Origin of the sequence: Halonotius sp. F2-221B (assembly GCF_046719765.1) — an archaeon.
Lineage (GTDB): Archaea > Halobacteriota > Halobacteria > Halobacteriales > Haloferacaceae > Halonotius.
Map to the genome: position 1 here is coordinate 23936 of NZ_JABEBY010000005.1, position 22293 is coordinate 46228.

The 22293-nt window shown below is 66.0% G+C and carries 23 protein-coding genes; 7 read left to right on the forward strand and 16 right to left on the reverse strand.

Annotation, left to right across the window (positions count from 1 at the left end; translation table 11 throughout):
• The first annotated feature begins 20 nt into the window (after positions 1 to 20).
• From HKK80_RS04515 to HKK80_RS04525, 3 genes are all read left to right on the forward strand, one after another.
• Positions 21 to 569, forward strand: a complete 549-nt coding sequence (locus tag HKK80_RS04515) for a gluconate 2-dehydrogenase subunit 3 family protein (RefSeq protein ID WP_411798431.1) — start codon at positions 21 to 23, stop codon at positions 567 to 569.
• A complete protein-coding gene (locus HKK80_RS04520; protein ID WP_411798432.1) occupies positions 566 to 2191 on the forward strand; it encodes a GMC family oxidoreductase in 1626 nt (541 codons plus the stop codon). Before HKK80_RS04515 ends, HKK80_RS04520 begins: the two co-directional genes overlap by 4 nt.
• Before the next feature lie 197 nt (positions 2192 to 2388).
• Complete coding sequence (locus HKK80_RS04525) at positions 2389 to 3036, forward strand: dolichyl-phosphate hexose transferase (RefSeq protein ID WP_411798583.1); 648 nt, start codon at positions 2389 to 2391, stop codon at positions 3034 to 3036.
• Positions 3037 to 3070: 34 nt separating this feature from the next.
• On the opposite strand, the gene HKK80_RS04530 is transcribed toward HKK80_RS04525, so the two are convergent.
• The 6 genes from HKK80_RS04530 to HKK80_RS04555 form a co-directional block, all read right to left on the reverse strand.
• A complete protein-coding gene (locus HKK80_RS04530; protein ID WP_411798433.1) occupies positions 3071 to 5305 on the reverse strand; it encodes an ArnT family glycosyltransferase in 2235 nt (744 codons plus the stop codon).
• Position 5306: 1 nt separating this feature from the next.
• Positions 5307 to 6443 carry an extracellular solute-binding protein gene (locus HKK80_RS04535; RefSeq protein WP_411798434.1) on the reverse strand — a complete coding sequence of 379 codons (1137 nt, stop codon included), beginning with the start codon at positions 6441 to 6443 and terminating at the stop codon, positions 5307 to 5309.
• A gap of 30 nt (positions 6444 to 6473) precedes the next feature.
• Positions 6474 to 7670, reverse strand: a complete 1197-nt coding sequence (locus HKK80_RS04540) for an alpha-1 4-glucan-protein synthase (protein ID WP_411798435.1) — start codon at positions 7668 to 7670, stop codon at positions 6474 to 6476.
• A 51-nt stretch (positions 7671 to 7721) separates the two neighbouring features.
• A complete protein-coding gene (locus tag HKK80_RS04545; protein ID WP_411798436.1) occupies positions 7722 to 8936 on the reverse strand; it encodes a lysylphosphatidylglycerol synthase transmembrane domain-containing protein in 1215 nt (404 codons plus the stop codon).
• Positions 8937 to 9037: 101 nt separating this feature from the next.
• Positions 9038 to 9967 (reverse strand): NAD-dependent epimerase/dehydratase family protein, encoded by a 930-nt coding sequence (locus HKK80_RS04550; RefSeq protein WP_411798437.1) that lies wholly within the window; start codon positions 9965 to 9967, stop codon positions 9038 to 9040.
• 48 nt (positions 9968 to 10015) lie between these two features.
• A complete protein-coding gene (locus HKK80_RS04555) occupies positions 10016 to 11017 on the reverse strand; it encodes a succinylglutamate desuccinylase/aspartoacylase family protein (RefSeq protein WP_411798438.1) in 1002 nt (333 codons plus the stop codon).
• Between HKK80_RS04555 and HKK80_RS04560 the strand changes: the two genes are divergently transcribed.
• A complete protein-coding gene (locus HKK80_RS04560) occupies positions 11016 to 11246 on the forward strand; it encodes a hypothetical protein (RefSeq protein ID WP_411798439.1) in 231 nt (76 codons plus the stop codon). The genes HKK80_RS04555 and HKK80_RS04560 overlap by 2 nt on opposite strands.
• Here HKK80_RS04560 and HKK80_RS04565 read toward each other — a convergent pair.
• Complete coding sequence (locus HKK80_RS04565; RefSeq protein WP_411798440.1) at positions 11174 to 12244, reverse strand: DUF5784 family protein; 1071 nt, start codon at positions 12242 to 12244, stop codon at positions 11174 to 11176. The two genes, HKK80_RS04560 and HKK80_RS04565, sit on opposite strands and share 73 nt — an antisense overlap.
• Positions 12245 to 12358: 114 nt before the next feature.
• Between HKK80_RS04565 and HKK80_RS04570 the strand changes: the two genes are divergently transcribed.
• Positions 12359 to 12532: a DUF5786 family protein gene (locus tag HKK80_RS04570; RefSeq protein ID WP_411798441.1), complete on the forward strand. Its 174-nt coding sequence runs from the start codon at positions 12359 to 12361 to the stop codon at positions 12530 to 12532.
• A 97-nt stretch (positions 12533 to 12629) separates the two neighbouring features.
• On the opposite strand, the gene HKK80_RS04575 is transcribed toward HKK80_RS04570, so the two are convergent.
• The 6 genes from HKK80_RS04575 to HKK80_RS04600 all read right to left on the reverse strand — a co-directional run bounded on the left by HKK80_RS04575 (position 12630) and on the right by HKK80_RS04600 (position 17384).
• Complete coding sequence (locus HKK80_RS04575) at positions 12630 to 13352, reverse strand: hypothetical protein (protein WP_411798442.1); 723 nt, start codon at positions 13350 to 13352, stop codon at positions 12630 to 12632.
• 103 nt (positions 13353 to 13455) lie between these two features.
• A complete protein-coding gene (locus HKK80_RS04580) occupies positions 13456 to 14397 on the reverse strand; it encodes an NAD(P)H-binding protein (RefSeq protein WP_411798443.1) in 942 nt (313 codons plus the stop codon).
• Between the two features lie 44 nt (positions 14398 to 14441).
• Positions 14442 to 14966 (reverse strand): hypothetical protein, encoded by a 525-nt coding sequence (locus HKK80_RS04585; RefSeq protein ID WP_411798444.1) that lies wholly within the window; start codon positions 14964 to 14966, stop codon positions 14442 to 14444.
• A complete protein-coding gene (locus HKK80_RS04590; protein ID WP_411798445.1) occupies positions 14963 to 15265 on the reverse strand; it encodes a UPF0175 family protein in 303 nt (100 codons plus the stop codon). The genes HKK80_RS04585 and HKK80_RS04590 overlap by 4 nt, the downstream gene beginning before the upstream one ends.
• Before the next feature lie 73 nt (positions 15266 to 15338).
• Positions 15339 to 17024, reverse strand: a complete 1686-nt coding sequence (locus HKK80_RS04595; protein WP_411798446.1) for an ABC1 kinase family protein — start codon at positions 17022 to 17024, stop codon at positions 15339 to 15341.
• Positions 17025 to 17384 carry an Hsp20/alpha crystallin family protein gene (locus tag HKK80_RS04600; protein WP_411798447.1) on the reverse strand — a complete coding sequence of 120 codons (360 nt, stop codon included), beginning with the start codon at positions 17382 to 17384 and terminating at the stop codon, positions 17025 to 17027.
• Positions 17385 to 17480: 96 nt separating this feature from the next.
• Between HKK80_RS04600 and glp the strand changes: the two genes are divergently transcribed.
• Together glp and HKK80_RS04610 are read left to right on the forward strand one after the other, a co-directional pair.
• A complete protein-coding gene (gene glp / locus HKK80_RS04605; RefSeq protein WP_411798448.1) occupies positions 17481 to 18737 on the forward strand; it encodes a gephyrin-like molybdotransferase Glp in 1257 nt (418 codons plus the stop codon).
• 16 nt (positions 18738 to 18753) lie between these two features.
• A complete protein-coding gene (locus tag HKK80_RS04610; RefSeq protein ID WP_411798449.1) occupies positions 18754 to 20712 on the forward strand; it encodes a molybdopterin biosynthesis protein in 1959 nt (652 codons plus the stop codon).
• A gap of 24 nt (positions 20713 to 20736) precedes the next feature.
• Here HKK80_RS04610 and HKK80_RS04615 read toward each other — a convergent pair whose 3' ends face one another.
• The 3 genes from HKK80_RS04615 to HKK80_RS04625 all read right to left on the reverse strand — a co-directional run bounded on the left by HKK80_RS04615 (position 20737) and on the right by HKK80_RS04625 (position 22251).
• Positions 20737 to 20913 (reverse strand): hypothetical protein, encoded by a 177-nt coding sequence (locus HKK80_RS04615; RefSeq protein WP_411798450.1) that lies wholly within the window; start codon positions 20911 to 20913, stop codon positions 20737 to 20739.
• A gap of 45 nt (positions 20914 to 20958) precedes the next feature.
• Positions 20959 to 21336, reverse strand: a complete 378-nt coding sequence (locus tag HKK80_RS04620; RefSeq protein ID WP_411798451.1) for a hypothetical protein — start codon at positions 21334 to 21336, stop codon at positions 20959 to 20961.
• A 66-nt stretch (positions 21337 to 21402) separates the two neighbouring features.
• Positions 21403 to 22251, reverse strand: coding sequence for a ubiquinol-cytochrome c reductase iron-sulfur subunit (locus tag HKK80_RS04625; RefSeq protein WP_411798452.1), 849 nt, complete (start codon positions 22249 to 22251; stop codon positions 21403 to 21405).
• Positions 22252 to 22293: the final 42 nt, after the last annotated feature.

The following is a 22293-nucleotide window of genomic DNA, read 5'->3' on the forward strand; positions in this document are numbered from 1 at the left end:
TAGGTTTGCCTAATCGAGGTATGAAACTGACCCGACGGGATGCCGTGAGCGCGCTGACCGCGCTCGGGGGCTCCGTTGCGGTCGCCGGGTGTAGTGACGCCGCGCCGAGGGCCCAGCAGTCCGACGGCGACACTGACGCCGCTGCCGCCGCCGAGACCAACATCCGCGAGACAATGGTTGCCGCCGCCGAGGTGGTGTATCCGGACGAAGTCAGCGGCATCGACGAGTTCGTCACCACGTTCCTCGACAGTCGGCTGGCCGGCGAGACCCACGCCGCCGGCGTCGCCGACGCGGTCACCGCCATCAACGACCGCGCCCAGTCGTGGTACGACGGCCGGTTCGCCGAGCTGTCGGCGGCCGACCGGGACTCGCTGCTCCGGGAGATGGCCGCCGACACCGCCGAACCACGCCGCGACGGCTCGACCGCCGAGGAAGTGCGGTACTACGTTGTCAACGAACTGTTGCTCGCGCTATACTCCTCACCGACCGGCGGCGAGTTGGTCGGCATCGAGAACCCACAGGGGTACGCTGGCGGGATCGACAGCTACCAACGGGGGCCGCAGGCGTGAGCGGGCGGCCACCGGCCGAGGATATCGAAAACAGCGCGGGCGCGACCGACCGCACGCCCGTCGCCGACGCCGACGTGTGTATCGTCGGCGCGGGGCCGGCGGGCGCGCTCGTCGCCGACCGGCTGGCCGACGCCGGCCACGAGGTCGTCGTTCTGGAGGCCGGCCCGCGGTTCGATTTTGACGATCGACTCGCCCGCCAGGAGAAAGCGATCCGGCCCACTTACAGTCGCCCCGACGTGTGGGACAGCGATCCCGAACGCGACGCTCACTCGAACTCGGGGCCGTGGTTCTACCCGCTGAATCACGCCCGCGCTCGCGGCGTCGGCGGCTCAACGCTCCACTGGCAGGGGATGGTGATGCGGCTCCACGAGGCGGATTTCAACTCACAGAGCGAGCGCGGCGTCGGCACCGACTGGCCCATCGACTACAGCGACCTGCGGCCGTACTACCTCGCCGCCGAGCGGGCAATCGGCGTCGCCGGCGGCGAGAATCCCTTCGCGCCGCCGCGCGAGGAGCCCCGCCCCATGCCGGCGTTTGAACCCTCCTACAGCGACAGCCTCTTCGCGGAGGCCTGCGACGAACTCGAAATCGCCATGCATCCGGTGCCGAACGCTCGGAACTCCGAGGTCTACGACGGCCGGAGCAGCTGTGTCGGCTACGGCACCTGTCAGCCGGTCTGTCCGTCCGGGGCGAAATACGACGGTACCGTCCATATCGAATCGGCCGAGGAGAAGGGCGCGACCGTCATCGACCGCGCTGCTGTCCAGCGGCTTGAGCACGACGCCGACCGGATCACTGCCGCGACCTACGCGACCCCGGACGGCGAGCACCGGCAGGAAGCAGATCGCTTTGTCATCGCCGCGGGCGGCGTCGAAACCCCACGACTACTCCTCCTTTCGGAGTCCGAGCAGTATCCCGACGGCCTCGCCAACTCCAGCGGCACGGTCGGACAGTTCTTCATGGATCACCTCTTTGCCGGGATGGGTGGCACGCTCGATGAGCCGACCCGCCAGAATCACGTCGGCTTTCTCACCAGCGAAACCCACCAGTTCTACGACGACGCCGACGAGGAGTTTGCCCCCTTTAAATTGGAATTTTTCAACTACGCCGGCCCCTCGCCGGTCGAGATGGCGCTCACGGGCGACGACTGGGGTGACGACCTGCTTGAGCGACTGCGGGACGGCTACGGCACCCACATCGCCATGGGCGGGCTGGTCGAACAGCTCCCCCGCGAGGACAGCTACATCGGCCTCGACGAATCGACGACCGACAACCACGGCAACCCAGTCCCGGATGTCCACTGGAACGTCGGCGAGCGCGCGCTCCGAACCATCGAGCGCGCAAACGAGATCCAGCGATCGATCCTTGAGGAACTCGGCGTCAACATCGAGTGGACGGCCGGCCCCGACAGCACCGGCCCCGCCTACCACCACATGGGCACGACACGCATGAGCGAGGATCCGGCCGACGGCGTCGTCGACGCAGAGTGTCGCACCCACGATCTCGACAACTGCTGGATCGCCTCCAGCTCCGTCTTTCCGACCAGCGGCGCGATGAACCCGACGCTGACCATCGCCGCCCTCGCGCTTCGGGTCGCCGACACCGTCGATGCAGCGTTGTGACGGCGCGCACCTACTACTTTAGGTAAACCTAAAAGTATAAACCGGAGCGGTCGAAACGGCGGGTAATGAGTCAACAGTTACAGCAGGAGGCCGGAACCGAGCCACGAACGAACGGAGCGGAAGACGCTGAGGCGAGCGTCGGTGCCGACGACGCCGAGGAAGCGGGCGCGTTCACCTTCAACGACCTGAGCGTCGTGATGGGCACCTACAACGAGGAGGCCGCTATCGCCACCGTCCTTGAGGACATCGAGCGCGTCACCGACGGCAAGGCCGAAGTCGTCTGCGTTGACGGTTCATCGGATCGAACGCCGGAGATCGCTCGCGAGCACGGCGCGCGCGTGATCGAACAGGAACCGCAAGGCTATGGCGTCGCCGTCAGCGCGGCCCTTGCCGCCGCCGACCGGCCGGTCGTCGTCACGACCGACTGCGACGACACCTACCCGATGGAACAACTCCCCGAATTCCTCGCCGAGATCAACGACGGCGCGGATGTCGTCAGCGGCGACCGGCTCTACTACGGCGCGGAGGCGATGCCCGGTTTCAATCGGTTCGGCAATCAGGCCTTCGCAGCGATTGCCAGTGTTCTGATGGGCGAGCGCGTCCACGATACGACGACCGGGATGAGAGCCTACCGCAAGGCGGTCATCGAGTCAATCGAGTGGACCGAAAACACCGGGCTCTCGGCGGAACTGCTCATCCGGCCGCTCATGCGTGGCTATGAGATCCGCGAGGAGCCGATCAGCTACGCCGAACGCGCCGGCGAAACGAAGCTCGATCCCATTCAGGGTGGCGCGGCGATAGCGAAATCCATCGTCAAGGTCTGTCTCGAAGAGCGGTTCCGGTAACAACGTAGTACGCGACGTTTTCTTCGATCGCCGATCAGCCCGGAGCGACGACATCCGTCTCGAAGTTGACCCACTCGGGATGCGCTGTCGGGTCGTCGGGCAGATAGGCGTCCTCCGGATCACAGTCCGTCGTGAGCCGACAGACGCGTCGCTCCGGCGGCGCGAACGCCTGTAGCCCCGCTGGCGTCGACTGCACGGCCGTCCACTGCTGGTAGGTGTAGGTGTTGCCGCCGCTGTCGACCAAGGTGATCCGCAGGCCGACATCCTCGGTCGCATCGATCGGTACCGACGTGTTGCCGGCGGCGACCGGCTCGCCGTCGATCGAATCGAGGCGAGCGGTGCCGTTGGTCAGCGTCCAGTTTGCCGTGATCGTCTCACCGGGCGAAGTAAGACCGCGGGTGACCGTTTCGCCATCGGCTCTGACGGCGACAGTCGCCCGGTTCACCCGGTCGGCGACGCCGACCCGCGTCCCGACGGTCAGCGATTCGCCGGTCGGCGTCGACAGCGACTCCAGTTTCGGCGACACGTCCTGATCGGGTTCGGGCGTCCACACGCCGCGGTAGGCGAACCGGTAGACCGAGCGGTTCGGATAGGCTCCACGCACCTCGAAGTTCCCCCCCGGATCGCGGTCGCGGGCGTAGACCACCTCGCCGTCGAAGCCGGGATCGTTCCGCAACGACTGGAAGGGGTGGTTCTGCCATGGGCCGTAGGGGTCAGGAATGAAGACGAGAGCGTTCTCGAAGTCGGCCGACTCGATCGGCTCGTAGGCGACCGCGTACTTTTCGGTGTATTCCATGTTGCGGTCGAGTGGCTCGGCAGCCGCTTGTGCGGTGACACCACCGACCGCGAGCGCGGCGACGAGGGCGAGTGCGACGGCGATCCGGCGGGCAGTCGTCGGCGACGTGGCGGCGACAAGTCGGTCGAAGGCGGCCCCTTCTCGGAGCCATCGCCAGCCAGCGACGAGCGCGAGGGCGGCAAAGATCGACAGCGGCACGAGGAGGTCGAAGTAGTAGAAGGGGCCGAAATGCGATACGAGGCCGTTAGCCGGATCGTCCAACTCGGCGAGCATGTTGTGGGTGCCCCAAAACGGGATGTTGCCGAGCGGCACCGACACGAACAGCCCCGCGAGCAACAGTCCGGCTGTCGACCCCCACTCGCGGTCGCGCGCTCGCCACCAGCGGACGGCGACCAGCAGGCCGGCAGCCGCCGCCAGCGTGCCGATAACGCCGCCGGCGAACCATCGCGTGCCGAGGAACTGCAGCGCGTAACGGTTCGACTCGATGGCGAGATCGAGCGTGTAAATGACCTCGTGACCGAGGATTTCGCGGAACCCGAACCCCGGCCCGTCCAGCGGCGCGAACGCCTGATACGGGAAGGTCAGCGGCGCGCCGGTGAGCACCGTGTTATACGCCAGCGTGAGCCCGACAAACGCGCTCCCGCCGATCCCGGTGAGCAGGTTGCGCTGGACTGCGTTCGGCAGCGACCGAACGCCGGATCGACTCCCGAGCAACCGCGCCTGCTGGCCCAGCGAGTGGTCGTCGCCCCGGAGGCTCCGAGCGACCGTCCACACCGCGTGGACGATGAACGGCGCGGCGAACAGGATCGCCGTATAGGGCCGGGAGAACGCAGCCAGTCCGACGGCGATCCCGGCGACCGCGGCCGCCCGCAGCGACCCGGTGCGGACGCCGTGGAGATAGGCGACCGCGAACGCGAGATTGAGCAGCGTCGTCGGCGCGTAGGGCAGAAACACCGACGACGTGAACAGCGTCATCGGCGAGATCGCAAAGAGGCCGCCGGCCAGCAGCCCCACACGGCGGTCGGCGACCATCGAGCCGAGGATCGCTACGAGAACGGCATTGCCGGCGGCGACCGCCGCCAGTGTCACCCGCGGTTCGCCGAAGAGCGCCATCGAGACGGCGAACATCGCCGGGGAAACAGGGTTGTACTTCGCGTAGAGTTCGCCGCCGTCCTCGATGAAGAACCACGGCCGGAACACGTCGGCGAGCTCGCCGGCCGACAGCGTGAGTTGGCCCTCAAGCAGCATCGACGCCTGCATGAGATAGACGCCCTCGTCGTGGTTGACCGAATGGTACGGGAAAACGAAGACGGCGATGAGAAAGACGGCGATGCCCGCGGCCCCGCCGAGCGCGAGATAGCTGGCTGTCGCCCTGTCGAATCGACCGCTAAACCCGCCGCGACCGACGCGTGCGATGGCCTCTCGAAGCCACCCACCGAGCGTCGCCAGCCGGGCGCGCGGGTCGACAGCCACGTTAGACGCTGATACCGACGTCCCGCATCAGGTCGATCGTCGGTTCGAGGTCGCCGAGCTCCGAGAACTCGATCTCCGGCACGTCGAGTTCGTCGATTGCCGGCAGGCTGCCGACGGGGTCAACGCCCGAAATCAGCGGGTACTCGTCCGTTTCGACCGCGAAGTACTCTTGAGCTTCGGCCGACAGGAGGTGGCGGATGAAGTTCTGGGCCAGATCCGGGTTCGGGGCCGTATCGAGGACGGCCGCGCCGGCGACATTGAAGATCGAGCCCGCATCGCCCTCGGTGAAGGCGGTCTGGATCGGGGCGTCCGGCGAGCCGTCCAGCACGCGCTGGATGTAGTAGTGGTTGGCGAAGCCGGCGTCGAGTTCGCCGTTGGCGACCGCCTGGGAGACCTGGAACTCGTCGGGGTAGGCGGTGATGCCGGCGTCGACGACGCCCTGCAGCCACTCGCGGGTCGCCTCCTCGCCTTCCAGCAGCCGCATCGCGGTAATGAACGCCTGACAGGAGCCGTAGCCCGGGGCCCAGCCGAGATCAGCCTCGAACTCGGGGAAGGCCATTACGTCGTCGGGGATGTCGCTTTCGCTGAACTCATTGGTGTTGAACGGCACCGTTCGCGCACGGCCGGAGGTACCGACCCACTGATCGGTACGGAACTCCTCGGAGACGGTGTCTTGGATCTCCGCGGAGAGTGCTTGGGTTCGACCCAGGCCAGCCAACGCGGCGAGGCTGCCGGCGTTGACCGAGTAGAACACGTCAGCCGGCGAGCCGCTGCCTTCGGTATCGATGGTGTTGACGAGTTCGCTGCTGGAGGCGTACCGGACGTTCGGCGTGAAATCCGGGTAGGTGTCTTCGAGGAACTCGATCAGTTCGCCGACGAGGAACTCGTTGCGGCCGGAGTACAGTTCTAACTCGCCTTCGAGATCCGGCAACTCCGCGACCGGCGTTCCGCCCGGTGCTGGTCGTCCAGCCCGGCCGGAACCGATCTGACCGACCGGTGAGTCGCTCGCGCCATCGTCGTCACCGCTGTCGTCGCCGGCACAGCCGGCGATCGCAACCGCCCCGACCGCGGCTGAGCCCGCAAGGAACCGCCGTCGACTACTGTGCGTCAGTCCGTCACCCTTCGTATTCTGTGTCATATTTTTAGGTCTACCTAAAACAACTTATACTCACTGGTTCGCTGTCGGGGCTGTCTCGGCGAGTTCGTCGAGGCAGTCCAGCCAGTCGCCCATGAACTCGCCGACGTAGTTGAAGAACTCGCCGTTGTTGTACTCCTCCCAGTCGCCGCCTTCGAGTTCGTCGGCCATCGCATCGAAGATCGCGGCGTAGGCCTCGGGGTCGGCTCCGAACGCATCGCCAGACTGATCGACGGCTGCGGCGGCTTCCTCGCCAACGTCGTCGACGATTTCCCAGAGGTGTTCGTTGAGTTCGAGTCCCGGCACCTCGTTGTTGAGGTCGTCGAAGGTGCTGCGGGCGGCCTTGTTGTGCTCACAGAGCGGCTCGCCGTTGTAGATCTGGGTGCCGAGGATGTCGCAGGCGCGTTTGAGGAAGACGCCCGACCAGATGTCGTCGAAGCGGCCCACGTCCCACTCGTTTTCGTCCATCGGCAGCTGATAGAACGCTGGAATCACCTCACGCCGGAAGGCGAGGTTCATCGAGCAGACGGTGAGATAGTTGCCCTCGGCGGCGACGAAGTCGCCCTCGTAGTCGTCTTTCGAGGTTCGGGTCTGGGCCTGCCCCTGGAGGTCGCCGTCCATCAGAATCCGGACGGCATCGAGGTCGGGCACGTTCGTCCACAGACCTTGAGAGGCGACGATGGTGTCGGCGTGAGCTTGTTCGGTCTCAACGTTCTCGTGCATTGCCGAATAGGGGTAGCCGCGCGGGTAGAGGTCGTGTTCGTCGGCGTTCTGGTAGAGGACGTTCACCCACTGCTCGTCCGAGGAGACGGTCTCGATGTCGCCCTCGAAGGCGAGGTTGTCGAGATGGGTGCCGAAGAAATCCCCCTCGTCGTGCGGGAGGGTGTCGTCGTCGATGAAGAAGCCGTAGTCGTAGTCGCCGGCCCACATGTAGAGCAAGCCGAAGCTGGTCTCGGCGTGGCTGGCGGCGGGGACGATGTGGCTGTACTCCTCGACGCCGTGGGCCTCGTACCACTCTTGGCGACGCGTGCCGTCGAAGACTTCGCCGGCAACGTCGTCTTCTTCCTCCAACATGGCTTCCATCTCGTCGGTGTCACAGAAGTCCTCGGTGACGAGGATCACGTCCAACCGTGAGAGATCGAAGCCGTGTTCGCGGGCGTTCTCGAAGTACGACCGCATACACTCGTACTCGCGGATCGTCGGCACGATAACACAGATGTCTCGGCTCATTTGGGTACTCGCCACTCTTTAGGTCATCCTAAAAGATGTGTCGGTGTCGACTCAGTCGTCGGCTCCGCGTGTCTCCCCGCCGCTGCCGTCGGCTCGTGGGGTGCCCGCGGCGGTCGGCTCCGTCGCGGTCGTCGCTGCCGGGTCGGCAGCCGTCGCTGTCGCGTCAGTATCACCACCAGCATCGGCGTCGCCGCCGCGTCGGGCGGCCGTCGAGGGATCGATCCCGAGGACGGCGATGGCGACCCCGCCGCCGACCAGCGTCACCGCGTTCTTTAGGGCGTGATCGACGACCGCTGCCGCCAGCGCGAGACTCGCACCCAACGGCGTCAGCGCGACGACGAGTCCGGTGAAGGCAGCCTCGTAGAGGCCGACCCCGCCTTGGGAGAGCGGGAGCACTTTAGCGAGGTTGCCGACGCTGACCGCGAGGGTGCCGACCGCGAGCAGCGACCCGACCGCCAGTCCGCTGTCGAGGGCCGCGAGTACGAGCACCGCGGTGGCGACATCCAGCGACCAGATCAGCAGGCTGCCGCCGCCAACGACGGCGACCGCCCGCGGATCACGGGCGACGACGGCGATGTCGCCGGCGAAATCGAGGACAGCGGCGACCGATCGCTGCATTCGTGGCCGCCCCACGACGGCCGCTCGAAGGCGGGTACCGACTGACAGCTCCGCGTTGGCGACGCCGAGCGTGAGGAGGCCAGCCGCGAGCGTCACCAGCGCGACGCCGGTCGCTGCGAACATCGCGGTGCGAGCCTCGCCCGCGGCGGTGACGGCCGTCAGTGCGGCCGGGTCGCCGCTGACGACGAGCCACGCGGTCGCCGCGGCTCCGAGCGTGGCGATCGCCGCGAGATCGAAGCCGCGTTCGACCGCCAGCGACGCGAAGCCGGCGGAGTAGGGCACGTCGCGGCGCGCCTGCAGGACGTAGGCCCGCACCGCGTCGCCGCCGCGGGCGGGCACGACGAGGTTCGCCGTCTGGCTGAGGAACACGGCGAGGGTGAGAAAACCGATCCCGAGCGGGTGGCCGGTCGTCGACAACACGTCGCCGTACCGCCGGCCGCGCAGGGGCCACGAAGCGGCGTAGACGCCAGCGGCCGCGGCCAGCAGCCACGGATCGGAAGCCGCCATCTCGCCGACGACGCGGTCGAACGCGACCTCCCGGAACGCGACCAGCAGGCCGGCGACGACGAGGACGGTGCCGGCGAGCGTCAGGCGACGCTGGGTGAGGAATCCGCGAGCCGTCGCGCTCGAATCGCCGGCAGTAGTCATATACGGCCGTTCGTAGCGAGATATTTAAGCCCACCTAAAACTCGACGGGAGTCACGTCTCGTCGCATATATCGAACGAATCAGCAGAAAATAGAGCCGTGATCAACGGAGTTCGTCGATCAGCTCTCGCGTCGACTGCCGGACGGCGCGGTCGCTGGAGAGCTCCGGTTCCCAGCCGAGCGCCGAGAGTTTCTCGATCGAGAGCCGCATCTTCGGCACGTCGCCCGTCCAGCCGCGGTCGCCGCCGGTGTACTCGTAGTCGGGGTCGAGATCCATCTCGTCGGCGACGATGGCGGCGATGCGGTCGACCGATGTCGTCGTCCGCGTCCCGAGATTGTAGGTGTTCATCGCGTCGTCGGCGGTGGCGACGATATGCAGCATCGCATCAACGCAGTCCTCGATGTGGAGGTAGGATTTCTCCTGGCGGCCGTTGCCGAGGATCGTGAGCGTCTCCGGATTCTCGATCAGTTTCTCGATGAAATCCGGGATCACGGCACCGCGCAGGCCGGGGCCGACGACGTTCGCAAATCGAAAGTTCCAGACCGTGAGGTCGTGGCTGTGGGCCCGCGCCGACAGCAGCCCCTCGTCGGCGAGTTTGCTCGCGCCGTAGGCACTGATCGGTTCGAGGGGGGCGAAATCCTCGGGCGTCGGGCGAGGTGCTTCGCCGTAGACTGTCGACGACGACGTGTAGGCGATCTCGGTCACGTCGGCGTCGGCCATCGCCTCCAAGAGGTTCAGGGTCATCTGGGTGTTGTCCTCGAACTGGCCGTGCGGGCGGTCGGTGTCGACGAGTTTCGACGCCGCCAGGTGGAAGACGAGGTCGACGCCATCGAGGACGCCGTCGAGGGCGTCGGGGTCGGTCAGGTCGGCTTCGACGAAGTCGGCTGCGTCTGGGATGCGATCCCGGGAGCCGGATGAAAGGTTGTCGACGACGGCGACGGTCGCGCCGTCGGCGAGCAGGCGGTCGACGAGATGTGAGCCGACGAAGCCCGCGCCGCCCGTAACGAGGATGTGCTGGGTTGAGAGATCCATACGCCCATGAGTTGCCAGTCGGTAGGAAAGCGTTCTGTTGTCGGGTGGCTACCCGTCGAGTCGCTCGGCGATCCCGACGAGCGTCTGTCCGGCCGTCACCGTCGCCTCGCGGGCGATCGAGTAGACGACGCCGGCGCGGTCGGCGGTGACCGTCTGCAATGGCTCGTAGGTCGCCGGATCGGAGACGGTGCCAAAGGTTTCGCCGGCGTCGACCTCGCTGCCGAGTTCGACCGCAGCGTCGGGAACAAAGAGCCCCGAGTCGGCCGCCCGAACGCGGCCGAGGTGGTTGCGTGCGCGAACGCCGTCCCACGGATCTGGATCGTCGGCGAGCAAGCCGAGGTGGCGAAAAACGCCAAAGAGGCCATCGAGACCGGCCTGGATCGCCTCGTCGTCAAGCTGTTTGTTCGAGCCGAGTTCCGGCGTGATCGACGGGATTCCCTCACGGGTCGCTGCGACGCGGAGCTTCCCCCCAAAATTGCGCTCGTCCCACTCGGTGTCAGCCTCGTCGCCGGCGGCTTCCGCCAACAGGAGATCAGTGCCGAAGGCTTCGGCCAGTCGACGGGAGGCGTCGTCGCCGCGAAGGTAGACCGTGTGTGTCAGCATCTCGGGGCTGCCGGTGTGGAGGTCGACGATGGCGTCGGCGTCGCCCGCTTCGGCCCACAGCCGGGCGGCCATCCGCTCGTGGATCGTCCCCGCGGGGTCGCCGGGCCAACAGCGGTTCATGTTGGGGGCCGCCGAGTCGATGGGTTCCGGCGTGGTGTAGGAGACCCGATCAAAGGTGAGCGGGTCGGCGACGGGAACGACGATCAGCGTGCCGTCGATATCGCCCGCGAGCGGGCCGTCGCTGTCGGTTGCGGTCGAGCCGGCAGCGTCGCCGGTTAGTCGCTCATGGAGTCGGCGGCAACAGTCGGTGCCGTTGATCTCCCGGCCGTGTTGGGCCGCTTGGACGTAGCAGGTTGGGCCGTCGCCGGCCCCGTAGCGGTGGATCGTCGTCTCGATGGGGACGCCGGAGGGGAGCCGCGCGAGCGTGACTCGGGTGGCGGTGTGCATGGGAGTCGATACGGGGTGGATGCTTGTAGGGATCAGGGTCACCGACGGTGCCGGCAGTGGGGCGTGGCTCAATCAGGCAAAGGCGTTGCTCAGTCAGGCGAAAGCGCGGCTCAATCAGGCAAAGGCGTTGCTCAGTCAGGCAAAGGCGTGGCTCAATCAGGCGGTGGACTCGGTGTCGGCGGCAAACTCGATGACCTCCGCAAGCGACAGCGGCACCGATCCCATCTGATAGCCTGTTGCCGCCCCGTCCGGCCGAAGCCGGAAGACGACCGCCGGGCGATGGCCGACCTCCGGCTGTTCGGTCATGATCGGTTCCCACGCCGACGCCGGAAACGACGAACAGTCGACCAGCAGGACGACACCGCCGGCATGGGCATCGAGTTGGCCCTCAGTTTTTGTCTTGGCCGTCTCCCGGATCGCGGCGGTCGCCGAGGATGCCGCCCGGCGAGCCGGCGGGAGCGGCCGGGTCACCTCGACTAACACGCCACCCGCGCCGTCGCTCCCGCGTGGATCAGCCCGGAAATCGATGGAATGGCCGGTTGTGACCTCGATCTCCGGGGTGATCGCATAACCCGCATCCACGAGCAGCTTGGCGACGTTGAACTCGCCCATCGCGGCGGTCATCCGCGTCAGGTCGACCTGTTCGGAGGTGCCGAGCTTGCCGGCCATCTCCTCGCGGTCGTCGTCGAGCGCGCCGGTGTGGAGCACAGACTCGTAGTGCTGGAGGGCCTCGTCGGCGGTCGCATCCGGAAAGCCGGCGGCGTGATCGATGAAAAACGAGCGGGTGCTCTCCCGGCCGTCCTTCGAGAGGAACACGGGCAGAAAGAACCACGCGAGATGGTCGTAGGGCGCAAGCCACGGCGACTCCATCCGGAGTTGGGCCAACAGCTCGCGTTCGGCCCACCGCGAAACCGGGTACGGCACCTCGCTGAACCCGTATTTTTCGGTGCGCCAGAGGCTCTCGGGCGTTTCGGTGTTGCCGATCCAGTAGCCGCCGGGGCCGCTCTCGATACCGGTAGGCCCCTCGTCGCCGTCGGTCCACGCAAACAGCGCGATGTCGCCGTTGTCCATCTCGAAGCGGACAGCGTCGTAGCCGTCCGGCGGTCGGTACCACGGCCCATCCATCGTCGCGCCGAGGTTGTCGTCTAAGGGTTGGAGTACCTCCGAGCGGAGACGGCCTGGTGACCACCCACCGGGGGCATACCGGAAGCGAAGCGGTCGTGCCACGCCACGATAGTTGCTGGCAGGGTAGTTACGTGTTCTGGCTTCGGCAGGCCGGCTGAACCAACCCACGGGTGAGCGATATCTATTTATTCGACAGTATCCAAGGTATGGCATACCATGTCACTTGGCGATTACGACGAAGCCGAACACGAACGTCGGGAGCGAAAGAATGCGACGGTCGATGCCGATTTCGAGCAGGCCCGCCACGAGTACGAGGGATCGATGGAGTACGACACCGGTGAGTCCACCGACGAGCTGTTGGCACAGTTCGAACAGCTTCAAAAGGAGTGACCTGCCGGGTCGCCGCGGTGATCCTTGCTATCGGATTGCAAGCTGGGTAGCACCGCTGGGATCGACCTGTCGCTGGTATCGGCGGCGACAGTCGGTCTCAGTCGCGTGTCGTCGCAAAGAGCGGGTCAGCGGCTGTCCGCGTGAGCCAGATCGATGCCGCGGAGACGACAGCGACGGCACCGATGTGGCCGCTAACAGCGACGAGCAACACCGGCTGGTCGAGAAGAAACGGCAGCAAGATGACCTGTGAGGCGGCAAACGCAGCGTTTTCCAGATCGATCCGAACGAACTGGCTCGCAGCGGCCGGCTCACAGGGGATCGTCAGCGCGCGCCACAGCGAGACGACAGCGGCCCACCACGAGGTGCCGATCCGATAGCAGAGATCCCACGCGACCAACAACACCAGATAGACGACGATCACCGGCGGCTCGGCGCCGAAGAGCGTGGTGATCAGTGGTTCGCCGGCAGACTGCACGTCGAACACGAACAGGTGGGTGATGAGCGCGATAAACGCCAGCACCGAGAGCACGACCTCGATGCTGGAGCCAAACAACAGCCGGTAGTAGGCCGCCGGCGCGTCGACAGCACGGTTTTGGGTGCCCAGCCGGTGCATGGCGACGCTGCCGACCGCCGCGACGATGACCGCGGCGGTGCCGGCAAGGGCGGCCGACCAAAGATCGTAGATCGCCGCAAACACGAGGATGCCAACCTGAAAGAGCCCAAACTGGATGGCGACGGCGTGGGTGTTCGAAAGCTCGATCCCCGGCAGCCCGCCGACGATCCCCTCATAGACCCACGTGTCGCCGTACTCCTTGACCATCAGTGTCCTCTGGTTGACGGCCACACACTCGGATGTATCGGTTTTACTGTCGACACGCGGGGATGCGCGTAACCGTGACCGAACCGCCCGCAGCTGGCCCCGATCATGGCTTGCTCCCGCGGAGCAGCCGCCCAACCCGGGCTTTCGGCGTCGGCGAGGCCGCCGGCTCGTCGGCAAGCGCGTCGGCGACCGCCGCCTCAAAGGAGAGTCGATCGCGCGGCAAGATGTCCTGAATGCGGGTGTCGGTGACGACAACGGAGTTTTTCACGCCGTCGATCAGCGGCCGGGCGACCGCGGGGTCGACATCAGTCACAAACCGGATCCACCACGAGGACAGCCGCGGGGTCAACACCGGCACCGGGACGATCCGGAGTCGGCCGCCAAGCTGGCGGCGGGTTTCCTTGAGAATCTCCGCGTAGGTCAACACGTCGGGGCCGCCGATCTCGTAGGTCTCGCCCGCAGTTTCGGGGGTTTCGGCGACGCCGACGAGATAGCCGATCACGTCGTCGATGGCGATCGGTTGGCACTCGGTGTGTACCCACTTTGGCGTGATCATCACCGGCAGCCGGCCGGCGAGTTGGCGAATTAACTGAAAACTGATCGAGCCCGCGCCGATGATGATCGCCGCTCGGAGGACGGTGAGGTCGTACTCTCCGAGGCCGAGGATGCGCTCGACCTCCCGGCGTGACCGGAGATGCGGTGAGAGATTGTCGCGGTCGGCCCCAAGCCCACCGAGGTAGACGACGCGGTCGATGTCGGCGTCGCTGGCGGCCTCCGAGAAGTTCCGGGCGGCCCGGCGGTCGCGTTCGGCGTAGTCGCCGCCCGCGCCCATCGAGTGGATCAGATAGTAGGCGAGGTCGACATCGAGGGCGTCATCGAAGCTGCCCGGCTCTAAGACGTTGCCCTCGACGACGGTCACCTCCTCGGGCCCGTCATATCGCTCACGGCTCCGGGTGAGGATCGTCACCTCGTGGTCGGCAGCTAGGAGGGCGTCGACGAGGTTGGAGCCGACGAAGCCGGTCGCGCCGGTGACGAGTATCTGCATACATGATGTTGGGTCGGGACGCGAATAACTGTTGGCTCGGCTGACTACGGTTCGCGGTCGGCTGCAGCGTCGTCAATGAGTTCGTCGGCGCGCTCGCGGAGCTCACCGGTCATATGTAGGCCGTGGCTGTCGAGGCGACGAACGAGGTCTTTGGCTTCCTCGACGGTGAGCCGTCCGGCGGTGACCGCACGCACGACGATGCCGACCGTACCGGTAACTGTCGCCCCGAGTGTTCGCGCCATCGTGCGGACGCGCTGGTCATCGCTTACAACGGCGATATCGTCGCCGTCGTGTGCCAACACCCGCGCAATGAGCGCAACGTCGCCGTTTTGTCTCTGTTCGCCGAGCATCGTCTGTGCCTGCTCAATGGTGCCTTCATCGACTGCTGTCGGCGAGCCGAGATCGGTCTCCTCGCGGAACCGCTGGAGTGCGGTTCGCGCTGGCTCGGTTGTGACCTCGTTGCTGATCCAATCAAGGATGACGATTTCGCTATCGAGGACGTTCAGGAGGTCAAGCGCGTCAATCGAACCGAGTGCGATGAGTGTTGTCGCGTCGAAATAGACCCTCATAGCTCGCGGGCAGCCTCAGCATCGGCTGCGAGATCGTCGGGCGTGAGTTGCGTGGTCAGGTTTCGTTCTCTGGCGACCACCAGCCAGTCAGCGAGGCTTAGGCCGGCGATCCGGGCAGCTTCGTTTACCGACACGTCACCGGTCTGGTACTGCTCGACTGCACGGTCGAGGCGGATGTCGGCAAGTCCTTCACGCAACGCCTCTCGAATCACTGTACTCTTATCTGAGTCGAGTAGTTCGGCAACAGCTTCGATCTCATCGTTGTCGTCATCGGGGATTCTGGCACTGACTGATGGCATGTATGCATTCTACTACAACGTCATACGATAAAAATACTCGCCGGGGATCTCCTATCCGCCACCCCAATCAGTTCTATCGCTCCTCGTCACGCTGCCGCTGTTGGCGCATGCTCTGACGGGTGAACTGCGGGCGCGCCCGCAGCCCGGTCGGCTGTTTGAACGACCGATAGAGGAAGAACACCATCGGCACCGTCAACGCCAGAATTGCCACCGAGATGCGCCACTCGCCGGTAAAGGAGTAGATGATCGACGCCGACAGTAGCCCGACGGCAACGATTATCGAGTAGGAGATGCGCTTGGCGAGTTTGTCGAGGACGTGGTTTTCGTCGTCGATCTGAACGTTGACCGTGAGATTGTCGCGCTCGACCGTATCCAACACCCGGTTCAGCTTCGGGGGGACGGTAAACAGGGCCTCGGCGGTGTCCTGTACCTGCTCGCCGGCCTCGGTGGCCAGCCGTTTGACCGTCTCCTCGCGGTAACCCTCCTCGGTGAGGTAGTCGGTCGCCACCGAGATGAAATCGAAGTCCTCGTCCAGCGTCACACAGACGCCCTCGACGACGGTCGCCACCCGGAGGACGAGCGCGAGATTCCGGGGGAGCCGCAGCGGGAACTCGTAGATCGTTGATTCGACCTGCTCGATGATCTGGTTGACGCGGTACTGCTCGATGTTCTCCCCGCGGGCGTCGGCGATAGCGAGCTCCAACACGTCGCCCATGACCTGCCGGTCGGCCGTCGGGCTGAGCGTCCCCATATCGATCAGGGTATCGAGGATCGCATCGATATCCTGGTTGGCGACAGCGATGTAGAACTCGACGATCTTCTCTTGGATGAAGGGGTCAACCGTACTCGACATCCCGAAATCGTAGAAGATGATCGTCCCGTCGTCTTTCACCGCGAGATTGCCCGGGTGGGGGTCGGCGTGGAAGACGCCGTCCTCGATGATCATCTGGAGGTAGACCTCTTGAAGCGTCGTCGCCAGCTCGGTACGGTCGAGGCCCTTCTCGTCGAGGGTCTCGACATCGTTGATCTTCGTCCCGGGGATGTACTCCATCGTGAGCACCCGCGGGCTACAGACCGGATCGATCGGCTCGGGGATGTCGATATCGTCGTTGCCCGCGAAGTTGCCGCGGATCTCTTCGAGGATATTCCGCTCGCGGCTGTAATCCATCTCCTGGCGGATCGTCTTGGCGAACTCGTCGGCAAGACTATCAAGCGAGAACGCCCGGCCTTCGCCGATGAATCGGACGAGAATCGGGATCGACCACCGCAACACCTTCAGATCGGCTTCGACGAGCGATTCGATCCCCGGCCGGCGGATCTTGACGGCGACCTGTTGGTCGTCGTACTCGGCGAGATACACCTGGCCAAGGCTTGCACCGCTGATCGGCTCGGTGTCGAACTCGTCGTACACCTCCTCAACCGCGCCCAACTCCTCCTCGATCACCAGCTTTGATTCCGCCCACGGCGCGGGCGGCACATCGTCCTGCAGACTCGACAGAACCTCGATGTAGGCCTTTGGGAGGATATCCGGCCGCGTCGACAGCAGCTGGCCGAGCTTGATGAACGTCGGCCCGAGCGTCAACAGCGTGTCGAGGAGTACCGCCGCGCGCTCGCGTTGGGTCTCGCGGCTGACCTGCCGGCTGCCGCCGATGATGAAAAACCGCCGCCGATCCCGCAGGTAGGCGACGATCAGGGGCAGAAACCGGTAGGCGACGACGACGAACCGTCGGTAGGCACGCAGGGAGACCAGAGCGACCACCTACGCCGAGGCGTCGTCGATCGGGATCGGCTCCCCGTCGGCGTCGGCTTTCGGCAGCCGGATCTCTAAGACGCCGCGGTCGATCTCGGCGCTCGCCGCGCTGCCGTCGGCCTCTCGGGGCAGCGGGAGTTCGGCGTCGAGAAACAGCGGTCGATCCTCCCGGAGATACTGAAACTCCGGCGGCACCGACTTCCCGCGGCGGGCCTCGACGACCAGCCGCCCGCCCTCGGTGCGGATGTCGGCGGTCTCGGCGGTCACCCCCGGAAGATCAAGGACGAGGAGATAGGCGTCGTCGGACTCCAAGAGATCAGCGAACACCGCATCCGGCAACTCCTGCAACGCATCGCGCAGTGGTGACATGCGCTCCTGTAGGGTCGGGAGGTCGAAAAACCCCGCGGTCGGAGCTATCGACCCTGAGAGGCCGCGGCTTAAGAGGATCGCCCTGCAAGTGAGCCTATGCCCACTGAGGATAGACGCCGCGCCGGGTTCAAACAGCAGACCCGCCTCGCGGCCGCCCGCGAGCAGTTGCTGTCGGCGGTCTCCCCGCATGACCGCACCGAACGCCGCCGGCTGTCGCTGGCTGACGGCCGGGTGGTGGCGACGACGGTCACCGCGCCGAACCCGGTGCCGAACTACCAACGCGCCGCGATGGATGGCTACGCCGTCCAGGCCGGCGACACCGTCGGCGCGTCGAGCCGCAGCCCCGTCGTCTTGGACGCCCTCGACCGCGGCAGCGACTGCCGCCCCAACGGGGCCGTTCCGGTTCATACCGGCAGCGAAGTCCCGGACGGAGCCGACGCCGTCGTGAAGATCGAACAGGTCGAAGAGGTCGGCGATGAGATCGAGGTCTTCGCGTCGCTCGCCGAGGGCAGAAACGTCGGCCCGGTCGGCGAAGACGTGACCGAGGGCCAATCGCTGTATGCGCCGGGCCACCGGCTTCGGCCCTCGGATCTCAGCCTACTGAAGTCGGTCGGGCGCAACGAGATAGAGGTCTATCAGCAGCCGACCGTCGGCGTCGTCCCGACCGGCGAGGAACTTGTCGAGGCTGATCCCGAACCGGGCGAGATCATCGAAACCAACGGGCTGACGCTCTCGCAGTTGGTCGACCGCTGGGGCGGCGTCGCAACCTACCGCAACACCGTCACCGACGACGAATCCGCGCTCCGGGCGGCGATCCAACGCGACCTCACGAAGGACGTGATCGTCACCACCGGCGGCTCCTCGGTCGGCGAGCGCGACCTGCTGCCGGAGGTCGTCGATGACCTCGGCGAGGTGGTCGTCCACGGCGTGGCGATCAAACCCGGCTACCCCGTCGCCCTCGGCGTCGTCGAAGAGACGCCGGTGCTCATGCTGCCCGGCAACCCGGTCGCCTGCATCGTCACCGCCCAGCAGTTCCTCCGGCCCGCCCTCAAGCGAGCCGGGCACATGCCCATCGAGGCGGTGCCGACGCGGTCAGCGACGCTGACACGCAAACTCCCCAGTGAGCCCGGCAGTCAAACCTTTGCCCGCGTCGAAACGAGCGAGGGCGACGGTGACAGCGAGACCGATGATGGCGACGAGAACGGGCTCACCGCAACTCCCGTCCGCACCAGCGGCGCAGGGATCCTTTCGAGTGTCGCGCTGGCTGACGGCTGGGTCGTCGTCCCCGAAAATCAGGAGGGGTACAGCGCGGGCGAAACAGTCACCGTCGAATACTGGGAGGCGATGCCATGAGCGCGGAGGATCGACGATGACCAAGGAGTTCCGCACGCTGGCCGATCCCGACACCGTCAGAGAGACGATCGCTGATCTCGATCTCGGCGGCAGGGTCGAACAGGTCGATCTGCGTGACGCCCGCGGCCGCGTGTTGGCCGAGCGGATCGACGCTGCCATCGACGTGCCGGGGTTCGATCGCGCGGCGATGGACGGTTACGCCGTCCAGGCCGGCGACACCGTCGGGGCGGACGAGGTCGAGCCGGTCGTCCTCAACCTTGCTGGCACGGTTCACGCCGGCGCAGAGCCGGACGTGACAGTCGACCCCGGCAGCTGTGTCGAAGTCTCGACCGGCGCGGTCATGCCGCCCGGTGCCAACGCGGTCGTCGTCGTCGAACGAACCGACGAGATTGAAGCCGACGACGGCGACACCGCCGGCGACACCGCAATTGAGATCCGCACGGCGGTCGCGCCAAGCGAGAACGTCATGCTCGCGGGTGCGGATATCGCCGCCGGCGCGCGCGCACTCGGCCCCGGAACGCGGCTGACGCCGCGGGAGCTCGGCCTCCTGTCGGCGCTCGGCGTCGACGAGGTGCCGGTTCGGGCGCGCCCACGCGTCGGCATCATCTCGACGGGCGACGAGCTTGTCCCGCCGGGCGACTCGCTCAACAGCGAGCGCGGCGAGATCCACGATGTCAACACGACCACGATCGCCGCGGGCGTCGACGCTGCCGGCGGCGAACCCGTCGTCTACCCCCACGCCGGCGACGACTTCGAGGCGATGGAGAATCTCCTTCGGCAGGCTGCCGACGAGTGTGATCTCGTTGTCTCCTCGGGGTCGACCTCCGCCAGCGCGGTTGACGTGATCTATCGTGTCATCGAGGAACGCGGCGAACTCCTGTTGCACGGCGTCGCGGTCAAACCCGGCAAACCGATGTTGGTCGGCCGGATCGACCACCCCGACGGCGACAGCGAGACCGCAACGGGAGCCGGCGACGCGGCGGCCCGGTCGGCCTACATCGGGCTGCCGGGCTACCCCGTTTCGGCGTTGACGATCTTCCGCGTGTTTGTCGCGCCGGCGATCCGGGCGGCCGCGGGCCAGCCCGCGCCGACAACCGCAACCGTCGACGGCGAGTTGATCGCCCAACAGCGACACGACGAGGGCCGGCTTCGCCTGCTGTCGGTCGCGCTGATCGAGGACGCCGACGGTGAGACGCTGGTGTACCCGGTCGACAAAGGGTCAGGGGCGACGACGAGTCTCGTCGATGCCGACGGCGTCGTTGCGATCGACGCCGACACCGACTACCTCGCGGCCGGCGAATCGGTGACGGTACAGCTGTTCGATCCTGACGTGCGTCCGCCGACCCTGCTCGCGGTCGGCGAGGCTGATCCAGCACTTGCCGAACTGCTGGATTCGCTTGATCGCCCCCGATTCCTCCCGGTTGGGAGCCGCGAGGGGTTGCGCCGCCTCCGTGAGGGGATCCCTGATCTCGCGGTCGTCGCCGGCCCGACCGACCGCGCGGTCGATGCGGTCGATATCGGCGGCTGGTCTCGGGAATGGGGATTGCTCGTCCCCGACGGAAACCCCGACAGCGTCGACGGCCTTGGCGATCTCATCGACGGCGATCTCCCGTTCGTCAACCGCAACCGGGAATCGGGGCTGCGGGCCGGCTTCGATGCCGAACTCGACGCGCTGGCCGACGCGCGTGGGGTCGATCACCGCGATCTGACCGCCGCGATCGATGGCTACGAGGCAACTGTGAGTGGGGTCGAAAGCCCCGCCCGCCGGGTCGCCGACGAGCGGGCGGCTGTCGGGCTCGGGCTGCGGGCGACGGCCGACCGCCACGATCTCGGCTTCGTCTCGGTCGGGACACAATCTGTCCGGCTGCTCGGTAATCCGGATCGGGGTGGGAAACCCGCGATCGACGCGGTTCGGGACGCAGTCGAAACGCTGCCGGCGGCCTGTTCGTCACTTGCGGGCTACCAGTTTGAGTGACGACGACGCGATCTATCGGCTCGATCAGAGAAACCAGACGATTGCACCACCGACAACGACTGCTGCCGGAATCGCCTGTGCGATCCCGACCGCCGTGAACCCGCCGCCGTTTGCGATGCCGAGCACTAGCAACCCAACGAACGCGAGCAACGCGACTACTTTCGCAGTGATTGAGCCCTTTGGTACCTGGCTGTTATCCATACACGACGCTCCGATCAGCGCGACACAAAACCGTTGCCAAACGGCTCACTCTTCGTGCGTTGTGTCATCGTCGACGCTGTTCGTTTGATCAGTGGGAGCGTCAGCACCGGGTACTGCCTCGTCGACCTCATCGGCTGCCCCTTCGATCGGGAGCTCATCGAGTTGACCGGCGATGGCCGCCGCGTCGGCGGCGACAGCGTCGTAGTCGGCACCGGCCTCGGCGGCGACCGCCCGAATGTGGGTCGCCAACAACGAGAGGGTGTGAATGCTCGGCGCGTAGTCGCTGGCCGGATCCCTGGCGACGACGGTGTCGACGGTCTCGTCGTTGCGGATGACGCCGAGATGGAGCGCGGTGATGGCGTCGTCGTCCAGCAGCGTCCGTGCACGGTCGCGGTCGGCGGTAAAATCGGTGCGGTCGCTCATAATCAATTTCGGCGGAGAACGCTGAAAAAGACGCGGGTTGGGCGACGCTGGCGCGACACTGCGGCGTTAGTCGTCGGGTCGCGGCCGGCCGACGTAGATCGAACTGACGACCGAGAAGGGATCATACACTGACTGGTGGCACTGGCAGTAGACCTTATCCTCGGCGTCGTAGTTCGCGGAGCCACCGATCGTCTTGTAGCCCGGCACACAGCAGAAGTGCGTACACTTGTTTAGGTAGGCCATGACGCCTTGGTCGGTGCTGGCTTCGAGCCACGGATCATCCTGTGCGGCTTTTTCGATCGCCTCCGAGCGGATGATCGCCACCGGCATGAGATTCTCGGAGTCGGCTGATCGCCATTTCGCCTGTGCCGGCTTGCCGAGACCGGCCCGGCCGATCCCGTTGCCCCACTCGGTGTAATCATCGAAATCGCTGATATTGAACCGATCGCCCGCGGATTTCGCGTCCTGTTGCCACGCGTAATCGGATCCTTCGATGGCGACAAAGTAGTTGTCCGACTCGTAGCTCGGGGTGAGGGCATTGTTCGATTCAAGCCCGCAGTACTGGAACCACTCCTGGGAGTAGGTGACACCCGACCCCTTGAAATCCTCCGCTTTGGCGACCTCGAACTCGACCCCCTGTTGCTTCTCCGTTGTTACTTCGGGCCAGATGCCCTTGATGAAGCCGTCGTCGTCGATCTCGATGGGGATCTGTGGCATCCCACGCGGGGCCGGGCCGGCGGTGTTTTCGATAACGCGGGCTTCGACAGTCCCACCACCCGCACCTGAGGCGGTCGTCAGCGTGTTGACAGAAACCGCGCCGGTCGCGCCAACGCCGGCGAGCGCGCCACCGCCGACGACGCCTTTCACGAACCGCCGTCGCCCGGATTCTGGGGGATATTTGTCGTCTTCGCTCATACCCGAGGGTTGGTCGCAGGCGTGAAAAGCATGACGAATATC

Coding starts and splice junctions, on each gene's coding strand:
- HKK80_RS04515 (WP_411798431.1), top strand. CDS start 21: ATGAAACTGACCCGACGGGATGCCGTGAGCGCGCTGACCGCGCTCGGG.
- HKK80_RS04525 (WP_411798583.1), top strand. CDS start 2,389: ATGGGCACCTACAACGAGGAGGCCGCTATCGCCACCGTCCTTGAGGAC.
- HKK80_RS04535 (WP_411798434.1), bottom strand. CDS start 6,443: ATGACACAGAATACGAAGGGTGACGGACTGACGCACAGTAGTCGACGG.
- HKK80_RS04540 (WP_411798435.1), bottom strand. CDS start 7,670: ATGAGCCGAGACATCTGTGTTATCGTGCCGACGATCCGCGAGTACGAG.
- HKK80_RS04545 (WP_411798436.1), bottom strand. CDS start 8,936: ATGACTACTGCCGGCGATTCGAGCGCGACGGCTCGCGGATTCCTCACC.
- HKK80_RS04550 (WP_411798437.1), bottom strand. CDS start 9,967: ATGGATCTCTCAACCCAGCACATCCTCGTTACGGGCGGCGCGGGCTTC.
- HKK80_RS04560 (WP_411798439.1), top strand. CDS start 11,016: ATGGGAGTCGATACGGGGTGGATGCTTGTAGGGATCAGGGTCACCGAC.
- HKK80_RS04555 (WP_411798438.1), bottom strand. CDS start 11,017: ATGCACACCGCCACCCGAGTCACGCTCGCGCGGCTCCCCTCCGGCGTC.
- HKK80_RS04570 (WP_411798441.1), top strand. CDS start 12,359: ATGTCACTTGGCGATTACGACGAAGCCGAACACGAACGTCGGGAGCGA.
- HKK80_RS04575 (WP_411798442.1), bottom strand. CDS start 13,352: ATGGTCAAGGAGTACGGCGACACGTGGGTCTATGAGGGGATCGTCGGC.
- HKK80_RS04580 (WP_411798443.1), bottom strand. CDS start 14,397: ATGCAGATACTCGTCACCGGCGCGACCGGCTTCGTCGGCTCCAACCTC.
- HKK80_RS04585 (WP_411798444.1), bottom strand. CDS start 14,966: ATGAGGGTCTATTTCGACGCGACAACACTCATCGCACTCGGTTCGATT.
- HKK80_RS04590 (WP_411798445.1), bottom strand. CDS start 15,265: ATGCCATCAGTCAGTGCCAGAATCCCCGATGACGACAACGATGAGATC.
- HKK80_RS04600 (WP_411798447.1), bottom strand. CDS start 17,384: ATGTCACCACTGCGCGATGCGTTGCAGGAGTTGCCGGATGCGGTGTTC.
- glp (WP_411798448.1), top strand. CDS start 17,481: ATGCCCACTGAGGATAGACGCCGCGCCGGGTTCAAACAGCAGACCCGC.
- HKK80_RS04610 (WP_411798449.1), top strand. CDS start 18,754: ATGACCAAGGAGTTCCGCACGCTGGCCGATCCCGACACCGTCAGAGAG.
- HKK80_RS04615 (WP_411798450.1), bottom strand. CDS start 20,913: ATGGATAACAGCCAGGTACCAAAGGGCTCAATCACTGCGAAAGTAGTC.
- HKK80_RS04620 (WP_411798451.1), bottom strand. CDS start 21,336: ATGAGCGACCGCACCGATTTTACCGCCGACCGCGACCGTGCACGGACG.
- HKK80_RS04625 (WP_411798452.1), bottom strand. CDS start 22,251: ATGAGCGAAGACGACAAATATCCCCCAGAATCCGGGCGACGGCGGTTC.